Origin of the sequence: Acetoanaerobium sticklandii, assembly GCF_000196455.1 — a bacterium.
Lineage (GTDB): Bacteria > Bacillota > Clostridia > Peptostreptococcales > Filifactoraceae > Acetoanaerobium > Acetoanaerobium sticklandii.
Genome location: NC_014614.1, coordinates 2,497,705 through 2,512,500 on the forward strand (window position 1 = coordinate 2,497,705; position 14,796 = coordinate 2,512,500).

10 protein-coding genes, 19 tRNA genes and 2 rRNA genes (1 of these 31 only partly in view) are annotated in these 14,796 nt (G+C 37.3%); all 31 read right to left on the bottom strand.

Going from position 1 to position 14,796, the window contains the following annotated elements:
- Positions 1 to 167: 167 nt before the first annotated feature.
- On the bottom strand, positions 168 to 1,520 hold the full coding sequence (locus CLOST_RS11900) for an L-cysteine desulfidase family protein (RefSeq protein ID WP_013362579.1): 1,353 nt from the start codon (positions 1,518 to 1,520) through the stop codon (positions 168 to 170).
- A 14-nt stretch (positions 1,521 to 1,534) separates the two neighbouring features.
- Positions 1,535 to 2,266 carry a helix-turn-helix transcriptional regulator gene (locus tag CLOST_RS11905; RefSeq protein ID WP_013362580.1) on the bottom strand — a complete coding sequence of 244 codons (732 nt, stop codon included), beginning with the start codon at positions 2,264 to 2,266 and terminating at the stop codon, positions 1,535 to 1,537.
- A gap of 330 nt (positions 2,267 to 2,596) precedes the next feature.
- Positions 2,597 to 3,466, bottom strand: coding sequence for an anti-sigma-V factor RsiV (rsiV, locus tag CLOST_RS11910; RefSeq protein WP_013362581.1), 870 nt, complete (start codon positions 3,464 to 3,466; stop codon positions 2,597 to 2,599).
- A 29-nt stretch (positions 3,467 to 3,495) separates the two neighbouring features.
- On the bottom strand, positions 3,496 to 3,978 hold the full coding sequence (locus CLOST_RS11915; protein WP_013362582.1) for a sigma-70 family RNA polymerase sigma factor: 483 nt from the start codon (positions 3,976 to 3,978) through the stop codon (positions 3,496 to 3,498).
- Positions 3,979 to 4,179: 201 nt separating this feature from the next.
- Positions 4,180 to 5,688: a diguanylate cyclase gene (locus CLOST_RS11920; protein ID WP_013362583.1), complete on the bottom strand. Its 1,509-nt coding sequence runs from the start codon at positions 5,686 to 5,688 to the stop codon at positions 4,180 to 4,182.
- A 205-nt stretch (positions 5,689 to 5,893) separates the two neighbouring features.
- A complete protein-coding gene (gene aroE / locus CLOST_RS11925; protein WP_013362584.1) occupies positions 5,894 to 6,730 on the bottom strand; it encodes a shikimate dehydrogenase in 837 nt (278 codons plus the stop codon).
- Positions 6,727 to 7,839, bottom strand: coding sequence for a chorismate synthase (gene aroC / locus CLOST_RS11930; RefSeq protein WP_013362585.1), 1,113 nt, complete (start codon positions 7,837 to 7,839; stop codon positions 6,727 to 6,729). The genes aroE and aroC overlap by 4 nt, the downstream gene beginning before the upstream one ends.
- Entirely contained in the window at positions 7,817 to 9,223 is a 1,407-nt protein-coding gene (gene aroA / locus CLOST_RS11935) for a 3-phosphoshikimate 1-carboxyvinyltransferase (protein ID WP_013362586.1), read from the bottom strand. Before aroA ends, aroC begins: the two co-directional genes overlap by 23 nt.
- Positions 9,224 to 9,249: 26 nt before the next feature.
- Complete coding sequence (gene aroB / locus CLOST_RS11940) at positions 9,250 to 10,308, bottom strand: 3-dehydroquinate synthase (RefSeq protein WP_013362587.1); 1,059 nt, start codon at positions 10,306 to 10,308, stop codon at positions 9,250 to 9,252.
- 13 nt (positions 10,309 to 10,321) lie between these two features.
- Positions 10,322 to 10,858 carry a TcaA NTF2-like domain-containing protein gene (locus tag CLOST_RS11945; RefSeq protein ID WP_013362588.1) on the bottom strand — a complete coding sequence of 179 codons (537 nt, stop codon included), beginning with the start codon at positions 10,856 to 10,858 and terminating at the stop codon, positions 10,322 to 10,324.
- A gap of 227 nt (positions 10,859 to 11,085) precedes the next feature.
- Positions 11,086 to 11,162: transfer RNA gene (locus CLOST_RS11950), tRNA-Arg, on the bottom strand.
- Between the two features lie 26 nt (positions 11,163 to 11,188).
- Positions 11,189 to 11,262: transfer RNA gene (locus CLOST_RS11955), tRNA-Cys, on the bottom strand.
- 10 nt (positions 11,263 to 11,272) lie between these two features.
- Positions 11,273 to 11,349, bottom strand: a tRNA-His gene (locus tag CLOST_RS11960).
- Positions 11,350 to 11,373: 24 nt separating this feature from the next.
- Positions 11,374 to 11,450 (bottom strand) — tRNA-Pro (locus tag CLOST_RS11965).
- A 25-nt stretch (positions 11,451 to 11,475) separates the two neighbouring features.
- Positions 11,476 to 11,552, bottom strand: a tRNA-Met gene (locus CLOST_RS11970).
- A 22-nt stretch (positions 11,553 to 11,574) separates the two neighbouring features.
- A tRNA-Phe gene (locus tag CLOST_RS11975) sits at positions 11,575 to 11,650 on the bottom strand.
- A gap of 5 nt (positions 11,651 to 11,655) precedes the next feature.
- Positions 11,656 to 11,744, bottom strand: a tRNA-Ser gene (locus CLOST_RS11980).
- 24 nt (positions 11,745 to 11,768) lie between these two features.
- A tRNA-Lys gene (locus CLOST_RS11985) sits at positions 11,769 to 11,844 on the bottom strand.
- A gap of 6 nt (positions 11,845 to 11,850) precedes the next feature.
- A tRNA-Gln gene (locus tag CLOST_RS11990) sits at positions 11,851 to 11,926 on the bottom strand.
- 9 nt (positions 11,927 to 11,935) lie between these two features.
- Positions 11,936 to 12,012, bottom strand: a tRNA-Arg gene (locus tag CLOST_RS11995).
- A 5-nt stretch (positions 12,013 to 12,017) separates the two neighbouring features.
- Positions 12,018 to 12,092, bottom strand: a tRNA-Gly gene (locus tag CLOST_RS12000).
- Between the two features lie 6 nt (positions 12,093 to 12,098).
- Positions 12,099 to 12,182, bottom strand: a tRNA-Leu gene (locus CLOST_RS12005).
- 3 nt (positions 12,183 to 12,185) lie between these two features.
- Positions 12,186 to 12,260, bottom strand: a tRNA-Thr gene (locus CLOST_RS12010).
- Between the two features lie 52 nt (positions 12,261 to 12,312).
- Positions 12,313 to 12,389: transfer RNA gene (locus tag CLOST_RS12015), tRNA-Asp, on the bottom strand.
- 14 nt (positions 12,390 to 12,403) lie between these two features.
- Positions 12,404 to 12,479 (bottom strand) — tRNA-Val (locus CLOST_RS12020).
- Positions 12,480 to 12,484: 5 nt separating this feature from the next.
- Positions 12,485 to 12,559: transfer RNA gene (locus CLOST_RS12025), tRNA-Glu, on the bottom strand.
- Positions 12,560 to 12,564: 5 nt separating this feature from the next.
- Positions 12,565 to 12,640 (bottom strand) — tRNA-Met (locus CLOST_RS12030).
- 17 nt (positions 12,641 to 12,657) lie between these two features.
- Positions 12,658 to 12,746: transfer RNA gene (locus tag CLOST_RS12035), tRNA-Leu, on the bottom strand.
- A gap of 12 nt (positions 12,747 to 12,758) precedes the next feature.
- Positions 12,759 to 12,833: transfer RNA gene (locus CLOST_RS12040), tRNA-Asn, on the bottom strand.
- A gap of 5 nt (positions 12,834 to 12,838) precedes the next feature.
- Positions 12,839 to 12,955: ribosomal RNA gene (rrf, locus tag CLOST_RS12045) — 5S ribosomal RNA — on the bottom strand.
- A 157-nt stretch (positions 12,956 to 13,112) separates the two neighbouring features.
- Positions 13,113 to 14,796 (bottom strand): 23S ribosomal RNA (locus CLOST_RS12050); it runs 1,234 nt beyond the window's last position.

Consider the following 14,796-nt stretch of genomic DNA (forward strand, 5'->3'; position numbering starts at 1 on the left):
TAGAAAATTATAGTTGAAAAAGGTGCTAGAAAAATATTTTTTTCTAGCACCTTTTTATTTATTTAAACCTATACTATAATCAATATTCAGATATCCAATGAGCTAATTCTATTAAGAATTTATTTATCATTTAATTTAATCTGCTCATTTTGATTTATTGAATTATTTTAATTTGATTTTTTATCCACCATTATCTCTAGCATCATTTTGTCCAAATCTGCCATTCCATAAGCTGCAATTTTTCCAAGGTTCGCAATGCTCTTGTCAACATTGTCGTCTACTATTCCCTCTAAGGAAGTACAAGATACGTTGTCCATAGCTGCAAGGCTTGATATTACGGCTGCGCTTACTCCAGTAGCTACCTTCATGGCACAGTTAGGTTTTGCCCCATCACATACTATTCCAGTTAGGTTTCCTATCATGTTTTGAACTGAGAACTTAACTTGCTCTAGATTCCCACCTAACAAATAAGTCATTCCACAAGAAGCTGAAGCTCCTGCAGTCATAGCTCCACAAAGTGCAGATAATCTTTTCATATTAGATTTGATATAAATAGATATAAGACTCGCTAATACCAAGGCTCTAGTTAGTTTTTCTTTATCAGACCCTAGCTTTTCAGCGCAGGCTATAACTGGAACAGATAAAGTAATCCCTTGGTTTCCACTGCCCGAATTGCTCATTGCTGGAAGCATACAGCCTCCCATCCTAGCATCGGCCCCTGCTGCAGATTTTTTGATTACGTAAGACATCAAGTCATCTGCTAGAAGTCCATTATCTATGTTTTTTTGTACTATTCTTCCAATTCTATGACCGTAGTTTTTTTCCATTCCTTCATTTGAAATCAAGCTATTTGTTATAGTTAAATCATAAACAAAGCTAAGCTCTTCAAGAGGCATATTTACAGAAAAATCGTATATACTCTCCACGGAAAATTTAAGACTTTTTCCTGTATCTTGGTTTATAGAAGCTTTGCTTGAAGATTCAGCTTTATTCTCTACTGATACTTCTTTACTTTCTTCTTTAGTGTCCTTTTGGAGACGATTATTTAATATTACTTCCCCATTTTTTTCTATGTATACTATATTGTTATGCTTTTCTTCTATTATGACCTTACTATTAGACTCTCCAGATGCTGCATTTACTTCTATATATATAGGATTTATATCTGATTTTACTCCTATTTTAATCTTTTGCTCTGCTACCATCTGCTGACTTTGCTTTACATCTTCATAGGTTATATCCGCAAGGACATTTAGTTCTTTACTTGCATCTCCTCCTACTATCCCTATTGCTCCAGCAATTTCTAGGCCAATCATTCCAGTTCCTGGTATGCCTACTCCCATTCCGTTTTTAAGTATATTAGGGCTTACGAAAGCTTCTACATTCTTCGGAGCTTCTCCTAAAACCTCCCTAGCCTTAGCCGCTGCATATGCAAGCGCTATAGGCTCAGTACATCCCATAGCTGGTACTAGCTCTTTTTTTAAAATATCAATATAATCCTGTTTACAATAGCTTTCCATAAAAATCCTCCTCATTATCTGGATAATTGTTTTAGATATCTATATATAGTTGCTTCTGAAGTTTTCAATCGTTCAGCAACTTCTATTACACTGCCTTTCAAAAGAAATACTCCTTTTTCATTTAGATGAGCCACTATAGCCACTTTCTCATCGGGCGACATTCGCTCTGGCTCAATATCCGTTTGAATCAGCACTTGATTTATGATTGTAGTCGTGAGCTCTTCTAAGGTAGTAGTGCTAAGATTCTCTTCAATCACTTTAGGCTTTGCTTTTTCTATTTCATTAGCTTTAGCCTCAGTATCAGCTAGCTTAATACTTGTTCTTTCCTTTGATTTTTCACATAGATTAAAATAATCGCTTGTAGCTCCCATAAATGAATCTATTATTGCTTGCATATCTAGCAATTTATTTGCATCCATGTTTATGCATAGTAAGCCAATTAAATTATTATTAACATCTTTAATAAAGTATGTAGCAGACTTTACTTGGTCTCCTGAAGCAGTAATACTTATGTAGTTTGATATATAATCCTGCTTTAAATATAGCTTGTCTTGTAAAATTTTGAGTGATAAATCAGTAAGTGGACTTCCTATTCCTCGTCCACTAACATGGGAATTTTCTATTGCAATTACTGATTTTTCTGGAGTAGTAACATCATGAAGCACCACTTCATAATTAGGTCCAAGAAAATTTCCTAAAAATTTCGTAAATATGATATATGGCTTTAAAATTTCTTGACTAGTCATATAACCCGCCTTTCTGTGAAAGCATTTCTTATTTCATTTAGTTCTACCTAAATTATATTAGAGTATAGATAATAGTGCAATAATTTTTTATCATGATAATAATTTAATATCACATTTGTATAGCTAATAGCTAAAAAATTAATGATTCTTTTAAATTCTGGTTTGTTTTTAGACTATTAAGCAAAATAAAAAAACTGCAGATGCTTTTAATGCCCGCAGTTTTTATATAAGCAATCTGGAATTGCATTAATTTGTAGGGTTCTTATTGTGAATGCAACAAGGTTCCCGGGTCCCATAAGCAATCTCAGATTGCTTTAATGGGCAATGTTCTTATTTTATATATTCCTCACTTACAAGAACATCCTTTAACAGCTCATTTGGAATTATAAATTCAGGATTTCCCATATACCCAGGGGCAACCTCATACTTATCAAATGCTATAACCAGCTGATTATCTTTAGTTATATAGAAGCTTTGGTTTTTGTCTATTTTAGAAAAGTTTTCATCTCCCATCATTTCATCCTCTAGCCAGTATACATTATTCTCATCCTTCATCTGTTCTTTCATTTGAGTTTTTATATTCTCGCTGATTATTTCTATATATGCTTCATCTTTAAATAGACTTGGTAATGTAATCAATAGTTTATTTTGTTTATCTATGGTGTCATACTTTATAGTAGTAGATGATGAGCCTACGGTGTTTACAACATATCTGCCTATTACTAGGAGCTTATCAGTATCAGTTTTCACTTCATATCCAGAAGCTATTCCCATATGTGCCTCATCCATATCAGCTTTCTTCAGCTCATCTATTTCCTTCATAAAATCATCATAAAGCTTTTGATTTTCATCTAAATATTTTTCATTTAGCATAGCTTCAAGTTTGGAATCTAAGCCTTCAATTGCTGGTGTTTTCAGCTGTGCATCAAAATTATTGTCCTTCAGCTCAAAGGTTTTAAATGTGAGTACCCTAACTATCGAGCCAAGAACCGGAACCTCTGATAAGGCATATGAAATCTCAGAGCTTAAATTTATGCTTCCTACAAATACAACTCCTGCAACAGCCGCCGCAATTACACTTTTATTTATTATATTTTTTCTTTTCATTTTTTTCTCCTGCTCCTTTATTGTCGTTCTGACTAAAAATTCCAATTCATCTGGTATCTCTATATTTTCATATTCATTTCTGAATTTATTCATTATCAATCTCTCCTTTGATAGTCTTATTACTATTCAAGCTCTATGCGCAGTTTTTTAAGTGATGAATAAAGCTTAGTTTTAACTGTACTTTCAGGTATGTTCATTATGTTAGCAATGTCTTGAAGTTTCATGGCTTCAAAATATCTAAGAACCACTATAGTTTTATTTTCGTTGCTTAGCCTATCTAGTGCAGACATTAAGTCCGTATCCTCATAATTATCAGAGCTACTTCCTCCAATATCCTCTAGAATTTCATCCTCAGTCAAAACAATTTTATTTGATTTTCTCAAAAAATCTAAAGCAGTATGAACAACTATTTTGTAAAACCAGCTCTTTATTCCATCTGGATTTTTTAACTTATGCTGTGATTCTAGTGCTTTGCATATAGCTTCTTGGACTATATCAAGGGCATCTTGCTGATTCTTTACATAGGTGTAAGCTAATCTATAGTATCCCTCCCTGTTTTCTATGATGAATTTTGTTACATAATCGCGATTAGTTTTTGTTTTCATCCTTAAGTATTCCTTTTTTATATTTTTTGTCTTCTAAATAATAGACGAATTAGGCGCTTAAAAAGTTTTAAAATGATTACAGATTTTTCGCAAAAAAATACCATCTTATTCAGATGATATTTTAGTATACTCAATTATATCTAGTTGTTAATACTTTTACTCGAAGTTCTTAATATTACTATTTTTCTTATTGATATCTTCTTATATCAAAGCTCTTATTAGAGCCTTTACTATTTTAGGATCAAATTGGGTTCCAGCATTGTCTTTTATTATTTCTAGAGCTTCCTCATCATCAACAGCCTTCCTATATGCTTTATCTCTAGTGAGCGCATCATAGGCTTCTGCTACAGCTAGTATCCTAGCATAAAATGGAATCTCATCCCCTCTTAGTCCCTTAGGGTATCCACTTCCATCCCATCTTTCATGATGAGAAAGCACTGAGTCTGCTATAGGTGCAAATTCATTAGAGGAGCTAAGAATACTATATCCAGTCTCAGGGTGACGCTTCATATTATCCCACTGCTGAGCATCAAGTGAGCCTTTATAATTTAAAATATTATCTTGAAGAGCAATCTTTCCTATATCGTGATAATAGCCAAGAGTAAGAAGCTCTAGAAGCTGAGTCTGAGAGAAGCCAAGCTGTTTTCCTAGTAATTTACATATATATGAAGTTCCTTTTGCATGCTCTTGTTCTTCTGGATACTTTTTCTCTAAGTTGTGAAGAATAATTTCTATAGCTTCTTTTCTAAGAGCTGCTCTTTGAGCCAATTTATTTTGGTACATCATGACATCAGCGCTATTTAGCACTTGAGAAATAGGGATATTTTCTTCATGCTTTAGAGCATAACCTATAGCTATTGATATAGGGATGTCCTGAATGGTTTTCGATTTTGTAGAATGCTCTAATCTGGATTTTAATGATATTAAATCTGGCTCATTTACCTTAGTCATTATTAATGAAAACTCATCTCCCCCTATTCTTGCGACTATGTCATCACTCCTAAGCTCTTTTTTGATTAGGTCTGAAACAGTTTTTATAAGTTCATCTCCGCTTGCATGGCCAAAAGCATCATTGATAAGCTTAAGGCCATTTACATCTATCATGACTATAGCTATAGGATAATTTCTAAGAGTGTCAACACGCTTTAACTCCTCCTCAAAAAATCTTCGGTTAAAAAGCCCCGTGAGCTGGTCATGGTAGGAAATATATGATAGCTTATCTTCAGTTATTCTTCTATTTGTTATATCAGTTAAAAACATCAACATACTTGCTTTATCATCCCATACTAGTTGTACCGCTGAAGTTTCAACCCACATGAAATCACCATCAGATTTTTTAAATCTGAATTGAATCTTTTGATTATCTAAGTCATCTATAAGGCGAGAATCTAACATTAGACTTAGTTTATTAAAATCATCCTCATGTACTAAGTCATAAAGATTAATACCTTTTATTTTTTCTTTATATCCTGTTTGTTCCATAACCTTTAAATTAGCATGGATAATTTTATTGTCTTGAATGACGAATACAAATTCGGATAAATTATTAAATAATGTTTTGCACTGCATCTCTTTTTTATCTAATTCCTTTATAATTTGATTTACTTCAAACTCTTTGTTTTTCTTTTCTAAACTGGCTTTAAATAATAAATATGCTATTACTGCCAATAGCAAAATTACGGTTAAAAATAAAATAGTTTGGCTACTCATAATACTTCCTCTTTTCACACAAGAGCAATCCAATTTCATCCGAATTTATTTAGTATTATAAATATATATACCAATATACAAATAAAAAACACCATAATCAGAAAATTATGGTGAAAATAAAATTTAATTTATAAGTTTAACTATTATTTGTCATTTTCTTATAAATTTTGAGTTGTTTATGTTTATATTTATCTTTACATTAAAATTATAGGTTGAATTTTAAGATTATATCTTCATATATATTATCTATTAAAGGCTTTTTATCATCTAAATCCAAAGCCTGCTTACTTGCCCATATTTCCTGTGCTTTTATAGCTTGTCCTATTAACATATACAGTCCATTTATGTTATTGATACCATACTCATCTGCTAGCTTAAGTAGCTTGGTTTTTTGTGGATTGTATATGAGGTCAACTACATTGCTGTACTTTTTAATATCTTCCTTTTTAATAGGACACTCTTCAATATTAGGATAGGTTCCTACTGGGGTGCAGTTTATAAGGCAGTATTTATCCTTAATTTCATGGATTTCATCATAAGGCAGTATTTCAAAATCTGGATACTCCAGCTTGGTTTTATCTGGATTTCTGCTTATAAGTGTTATCTTACTAGCCTGTTCATCCTGCAGTACTTTTATAACTGCCTTTGCAGCTCCTCCTGCTCCAAGCAGAGTAAATCCATTTTTGCTTATAGATATTCCTGCTTTATCAAGACATAATTTAAAGCCATCGTAATCTGTGTTTGTTCCTATGGCTTTGTTTTCTTTTAAAGTAATTGTATTTACCGCCCCTATTTCGATTGCCTTTTGATCTATCTCATCTAGATATCTCATTATATCCTGCTTGTAAGGGATGGTTACATTTAGACCAGCTATGTTTAGGACTCTTATCGAAGCTATGACCTTTTCTAAGTTTTCAGGCTCTACTTCAAACATGCCGTAGCTACCTTTTATACCTGCTTCTTTCATAATCTCTTGATGAAGTACGTCTGATATACTGTGATCTAAAGTTTTTCCTATTAATCCAAAATTGTTTTTCTTCATAGGCTCCACCTTGATTTGATGTACTCAGGACTTTCATCTAGCATCATATCCAAAATAACAAAAGCTGCTACAGACTCGATTACAGGAACAACTCTAGGCACTATGCAAGGGTCATGTCTACCTTTTATCTCAATTATTGCATCACTGGAATTATTTATATCTACAGTATTTTGGCTCATCGCTATAGATGGAGTTGGCTTTATTGCAGTTTTGAATATTATAGGCATAGCATTAGTGATGCCACCTAAAATTCCACCATTGTGATTTGATTTATGTGTTACTTCTCCATCAATTATGCTCATCTGGTCGTTTACCATAGATGCTCTTGCTTTACTCATCTCAAATCCATCACCAAATTCAATACCCTTAACTGCTGGAATAGAAAATAGCATATGAGATAATCTACTCTCGACAGAATCGAAAAATGGGTTTCCTATACCAGCTGGTACCCCAGTTACAGCACACTCCACTACCCCGCCTATGGAATCGTGGTTTGACTTTGCATCTTGAATTAGGTTTCTCATGAAAATTTCTTTTTCCTCTGATATTACTGGTAGTTCCATTTGCTTCAATTTATCTCTTAGCTGAGCACTTCCTGTCATAGAATTTAGATTTTCATCAATAACCTCTCCTATACTTAGTACATGAGCGGTTATAAAAATATTTGCTCCCTCTAGTATATAGCTTGCTATGGCACCAGCAAAAGTAAGCACAGCTGTTAATCTTCCTGAAAAATGTCCTCCACCTCTATAATCACTGTACCCTTTGTATTTCATATAGCCTGTATAATCTGCATGGCCTGGTCTCATTAGATTTTTAGTTTTTTCATAATCGCTCGAGTGCTGATTTGAATTTCTAATTTCAAAAGCTATAGGAGCACCAGTTGTAATTCCATTAAAAACACCACTTAACATTTCAGCCTTATCAGCTTCTTTTCTAGGCGTGGACATATCATTTTGTCCTGGCATTCGTCTTTTCATCACAGCTTCAATATAGTCCATATCAAGCTTAATCCCAGGCAGGATTCCATCTATTACTCCGCCTATGGCCACTCCATGCGATTCTCCAAATATAGTAAGTTTTAATTTAGTTCCCAGTGTCGTACTCATTAATATCTGCCCCTAACGTTTTAAAGTCTTCCCAAAAATGCGGATATGATTTAGAAACTGCTTCAGCTCCTGATATTTCTACTTCAAGTTGACATCTTATAGAAGCTATAGCCATAGCCATAGCTATTCTATGGTCATTCCAGCTACTGAGTTTTCCTCCAGTTAGCTGAGTTTTTCCATTTATAATAATTGAATCCTCATGCTCTGTAATATCTGCTCCTAGCTTCGATAATTCACTGACTGTAGATTTAATTCTATCAGATTCTTTAATTCTAAGTCTTGATGCATTGATAATTCTAGTTTCTCCCTCACTCATAGATGCCATAACGCAAATTACTGGAATTATATCTGGAATCTGAGAAGCATCTATTTCCATTGATTTTAAATGTCCAGAGTTTACCTCAATGTGTCCATCTTCAAGCTTTTTAATATCTGCTCCCATAGCTTTTGCTATATCTATAATTTTTTTGTCTGCTTGAAGAGACTCTAGATTTACATCCTTGCATATTATTTTATCTCCAATAGCTCCAGCTACTATCCAAAAGGCTGCTTGCGAAAAATCGCCCTCAACTTTATATTCTCTAGCTTTGTAAGCTTGATTTCCCTTTATATAAAATTCTTTATACTCTTTATTTTCTATCAATATTCCAAAGACTTTTAGCGTATCTATAGTCATATCAACATACCCCTTAGATTCTAAATCCGTTGTGATAATTATCTTTGAATCAGAATCTAATAATGGAAGCACAAACATAAGCCCAGTTATAAACTGAGAGCTTATATCTCCACGAAGCTGAAATTCTCCTGCCTTTAATTTTCCGTTTACTACTAGAGGCAGTTTATTTTCTTCATTCCTATAGGATATATTTTGTTTATCAAAAATCTCATAATATACATCAAGAGGTCTTTCTACAAGCTTGCCTTTACCTGTAAACTTAACCTCTTCATCCATCAATCCTGCAAAAGGAATTAAAAATCTAAGAGTAGAGCCAGACTCATTGCAATCTATGTCGTTTCCTGTATAAACTAAGTTTTTATTACCTTTAATTATTGCTGTTTTCCTTAGGTCTGCATTATCTTGAACTTCGATTTCCACTCCAAAATTCTTCATTGCATTGATCGTTGCTATTATGTCATCGGACAAAACTACATTCGTTATCTTACTCATCCCATCGGATAAGGATGCGGCTATTATAGCTCTATGACTCATGCTTTTTGAAGGTGGTATACTTATTTCTCCAGAAAGCTTTTTAGGATTAATTGTTACTGTCTTTTTAGGCATTGTAACTTCCTTTCTATTCATACTGTATACAAAGCTATTTAAATTTTTTAATGATATATACTGATACTCCTCAAGAATAAATCTAAGTACTTGCTTGTTCAATATTTTATATCATAAATAGCTACCTGTTATTTTTCTATTAAAGCATCTATATATTCCGGGTATATAAACGAATCTCCTATTTTTCTTATAAAAATAGTATTGATTTTTTCCCCTATCGACTTTTTGTCATGAGCAATTATTGCTTTCACAGCCTCTATATCCATTTTAGGATAGTCTATAGGAAGATTATATTTTAGCATTAGAGTCTTAATTTTATCACTAGTGCCTAGCTTGGTAAGTCCTAGCCTTTCTCCTAAGTTTGCTATATAAAGCATTCCCAGTCCCACAGCTTCTCCGTGAGTATAAACTTCATAATTAAAATTACTTTCAATAACATGTCCAAAGGTATGCCCAAAATTAAGTAGCATTCTATCATTATTTTCCTTTTCATCTCTTTCTACGATATCAGCTTTTATTTGGCAGCATGTAGAAATCAGCTTGTCAAATTGCCCACTTATAGAATCCAAATCATACTCTTCTAAAAACTCAAAAAAGCTTTCGCCCTTTATACAAGCATATTTTATTACCTCTGCCATACCATCAGATAAGACTCTCTTATCCAAAGTCTGCAAAACTTCAGGGTCAATAAGTACAGCTTTTGGGTGATAAAAGCTTCCTAGAAGATTCTTTCCTATAGGAAGATTAACTGCTACCTTTCCACCTACACTGCTGTCGATTTGAGCAAGTAAAGATGTCGGAATCTGTATAAAATCTATTCCTCTTAATAAAGTAGAGGCAACAAAGCCTGCTAAATCTCCTACTACGCCTCCACCAAGAGCTATGATCAAATCACTTCTAGTTATATTATCTTCTATAAGTTTAGTTGCTAAATTTTCATAATTTGAGATAGATTTACTTTTTTCTCCTGCAGAAATAATAAAAATACAACTCTTTATATTTAGATTTTCTAACGAAGCTTTTAATTCATTTGCATATAAAGGTCCTACATTGCTATCTGTAATAATCGCAACTTTTTCTCCTCTTAAGAGCTGTTTTATATATGATGCCCAATTTGTCTTCAAGCCATGTTCTATATATATAGGGTAAGAATCCTTGCTAGTTTTAACATTGATGATTTTTGTCATGCGCTTTTTCCTTTCAGCTTTTTATTGTTTTGCTGTCTAGTATTTTTACTGACAATATCTGAGACATCTTATAGCCTTTATTTGTCTTAGCTACTCTGTATATATTTTCAAATTCCTTATATTCCAGTGGCTGATTACCTTTTTGGATATAAAATTTTTCATTTACTACCACTCTAAAATCTCCGTTGTCAAATTCACTCATGGAGTTTATTTTATATGATATAAGACGTTCCTTTATTCCTCTTTCTGAGTATGACTTTACAGTTGATTTCTGAACTGTACATATCTTGCTGCCTGGAAGAATATCCGATGATACCAGCGAAAAATCTCCTGAATTTATTGCGCTCACAAAATTATTCTGATAGCTATGTATTAGTTTTTCTACTTGAGTTTTCTTGTGTTGGTTTAAAAATTTATTATGATTTTGGTTGTGCATCTTCGGCTGATAAAAAATCTTTGTTGCTGTATATGAATCTGCATATGATATTATTCCAAAATTAGATAAAAAAAGTGAAAAAATAAGCATTCCAGTGAATAATTTTATCTTCATATATAAACACCTCATCATTATAATATTAGCTTAAAATTTCAATAGGTAAAATTTTCAATTAACCTATATTATAATACAAATCTCCGTGATAATACAAACTTTATGCTTAAAATATTTATAATAAAAAACCCTTTAGATTATTCTAAAGGGTTAAATGTTTTTAATATGAGTTAAAAAAGAGTTAAATTTATATTTTTTTCTTTATATAGCCTCTGAAAGCATTGCTATGGTGTGCCCAGAGGGATTCGAACCCCCGACCCTTTGATTCGTAGTCAAATACTCTATCCGGCTGAGCTATGGGCACAAATAATTCATTATAAAAAAAAATAGTGGAGGCGGCACCCAGATTTGAACTGGGGGTGAAGGAGTTGCAGTCCTCTGCCTTACCACTTGGCTATGCCGCCTCGTTTTTATTGGGGTGAATAATGGGAATCGAACCCACGACCTCCAGAGCCACAATCTGGCGCTCTAACCAACTGAGCTATATCCACCATGATATGAAATTAAAATTTACTTGGTCGAGGTGGAGGGACTCGAACCCCCGGCCCCATGGTCCCAAACCACGTGCGCTACCAAACTGCGCTACACCTCGATAATGTCATTATACTATATTAAATTGGTAGCGGCAACAGGGATCGAACCTGTGACCTTTCGGGTATGAACCGAACGCTCTAGCCATCTGAGCTATGCCGCCCTAATGCTGAAATCAGCTCAAATGGTGCCCAGAGGCGGAATCGAACCACCGACACGAGGATTTTCAGTCCTCTGCTCTACCGACTGAGCTATCTGGGCTTAAATGGCGGAGAGGGTGGGATTCGAACCCACGGTCCCTTTCGGAATCACTGGTTTTCAAGACCAGCTCCTTAAACCGCTCGGACACCTCTCCATGTTAAGCTATGTAAAAAATAAGTGGTGACCCATCCGCGACTCGAACGCGGGACACCCTGATTAAAAGTCAGGTGCTCTGCCGACTGAGCTAATGGGTCATAGTATGGCTGGGGATGCAGGACTCGAACCTACGCATGCCAGAGTCAAAGTCTGGTGCCTTACCGACTTGGCTAATCCCCAACAAAAAATTGGTGTGCCTGAAGGGAGTCGAACCCCTGACACCCGCCTTAGAAGGGCGGTGCTCTATCCAGCTGAGCTACAGGCACATAACTGGAGCGGAAGACGGGACTCGAACCCGCGACCCTCGCCTTGGCAAGGCGATGCTCTACCACTGAGCCACTTCCGCAAAAAATGGTGCGGATGGAGGGACTTGAACCCCCACGCACAAGGCGCTAGATCCTAAGTCTAGTGCGTCTGCCAATTCCGCCACATCCGCATGTGGAGCTGGCGATAGGAATCGAACCTACAACCTGCTGATTACAAGTCAGCTGCTCTACCGTTGAGCCACGCCAGCACATTATCTACTATCATACACCATTTTCATGTACTTCTATTTAGTTTTAAAATGGCGATCCGGAAGGGGCTCGAACCCTCGACCTCCAGCGTGACAGGCTGGCATTCTAACCAACTGAACTACCGGACCGCATATTAAAAATTTGGTGGGCCCAACAGGGCTCGAACCTGTGACCCCCTGCTTGTAAGGCAGGTGCTCTCCCAGCTGAGCTATGAGCCCACTAATGGTGACCCCTAGGGGAATCGAACCCCTGTTACCGCCGTGAAAGGGCGGTGTCTTGACCGCTTGACCAAGGGGCCTTAACTGGTTGCGGGGATAGGACTTGAACCTATGACCTTCGGGTTATGAGCCCGACGAGCTACCAACTGCTCCACCCCGCGTCATTATAAAATTATTGTGGTGCCGAAGACCGGAATCGAACCGGTACGATACTCTCATATCGCAGGATTTTAAGTCCTGTGCGTCTGCCAGTTCCGCCACTCCGGCACAATAATTATCTGGCTCCGAAGGTGGGACTCGAACCCACAACCTACCGGTTAACAGCCGGTTGCTCCGCCGTTGAGCTACTTCGGAATACCAATTGGCTACGTCCTACTCTCCCAGGACCCTGCGGTCCAAGTACCATCGGCGATGAAGAGCTTAACTGCTGTGTTCGGGATGGGAACAGGTGTATCCTCTTCTCTATAATAGCCATATTGGTGTTTTTTAATAATTTAGAATTTTCGATTATATTTATCGACGAGATTAATATTAACAAATTCTTAATACTTTGTCAATATATAAACTTCTCACAAATTCTAACTTTTTTATATAGTGTTTGCACACTAAAAACTGCATATCATAATCCTAAGTTAGGTCAAGTCCTCGACCTATTAGTACTCTTAAGCTGAATACATTACTGCACTTACACCTAGAGCCTATCAACCAGGTAGTCTTCCTGGGGTCTTACCCTTGCGGAGGGAAATCTTATCTTGAGGTTGGCTTCGTGCTTAGATGCCTTCAGCACTTATCCATTCCGCACGTAGCTATCCAGCTGTGCCACTGGCGTGACAACTGGTGCACCAGAGGTGCGTCCATCCCGGTCCTCTCGTACTAAGGACAGATCCTCTCAAATTTCCTACGCCTGCGACGGATAGGGACCGAACTGTCTCACGACGTTCTGAACCCAGCTCGCGTACCACTTTAATGGGCGAACAGCCCAACCCTTGGGACCTACTACAGCCCCAGGATGTGATGAGCCGACATCGAGGTGCCAAACCTCCCCGTCGATGTGGACTCTTGGGGGAGATCAGCCTGTTATCCCCAGGGTAGCTTTTATCCGTTGAGCGATGGCCCTTCCACGCGGTACCACCGGATCACTAAGTCCGACTTTCGTCCTTGCTCGACCTGTATGTCTCGCAATCAAGCTCCCTTTTGCCTTTACACTCTACGCACGATTTCCGACCGTGCTGAGGGAACCTTTGAGCGCCTCCGTTACATTTTGGGAGGCGACCGCCCCAGTCAAACTGCCCGCCAAGCAGTGTCCCAGATGAGGATTCACTCATCGTGGTTAGAATCCAGATAGTACAAGGGTGGTATCCCAAGGATGGCTCCAGCAAAACTGGCGTCCTACTTTCAAAGCCTCCCACCTATCCTGTACATATACTACCTAAATCCAATGCTAAGCTACAGTAAAGCTCCATGGGGTCTTTCCGTCCTGTCGCAGGTATCCGGCATCTTCACCGGAATTACAATTTCACCGAGTCTGTTGTTGAGACAGCGCCCAAATCGTTACGCCTTTCGTGCGGGTCGGAACTTACCCGACAAGGAATTTCGCTACCTTAGGACCGTTATAGTTACGGCCGCCGTTTACTGGGGCTTAAGTTCAGTGCTTCGATTGCTCTAACACATCCCCTTAACCTTCCAGCACCGGGCAGGCGTCAGCCCCTATACTTCACCTTGCGGTTTAGCAGAGACCTATGTTTTTGGTAAACAGTCGCTTGGGCCTATTCTCTGCGGCCTCTTCATGCGTTAACACTAATGAGGCACCCCTTCTCCCTAAGTTACGGGGTAATTTTGCCGAGTTCCTTAACAACAGTTCTCTCGCTGGCCTTGGGATTCTCTCCCCACCCACCTGTGTCGGTTTGCGGTACGGGCACCTTTTATCTCGCTAGAAGCTTTTCCTGACAGCGTGAAATCAACGACTTCGCTACTAAATTTCGCTCCCCATCACATCCCAGAATTGTAACCGCGGTTTTGCCTGCGGCTACTTCCTCAATGCTTGGACACACAAATCCAACTGTGTGATCGCCTATCCTTCTGTGTCACTCCATCACTCAAACGATAATTGGTGGTACAGGAATCTACACCTGTTGTCCATCACCTACGCCTTTCGGCCTTGGCTTAGGTCCCGACTAACCCTGAGAGGACGAACCTTGCTCAGGAAACCTTGGGTTTTCGGCCTGGATGATTCTCACATCCATCTCGCTACTCATGCCAACATTCTCACTCGTATACAGTCCACTGCTCCTTACGGTACAGCTTCAGCCCGTATACG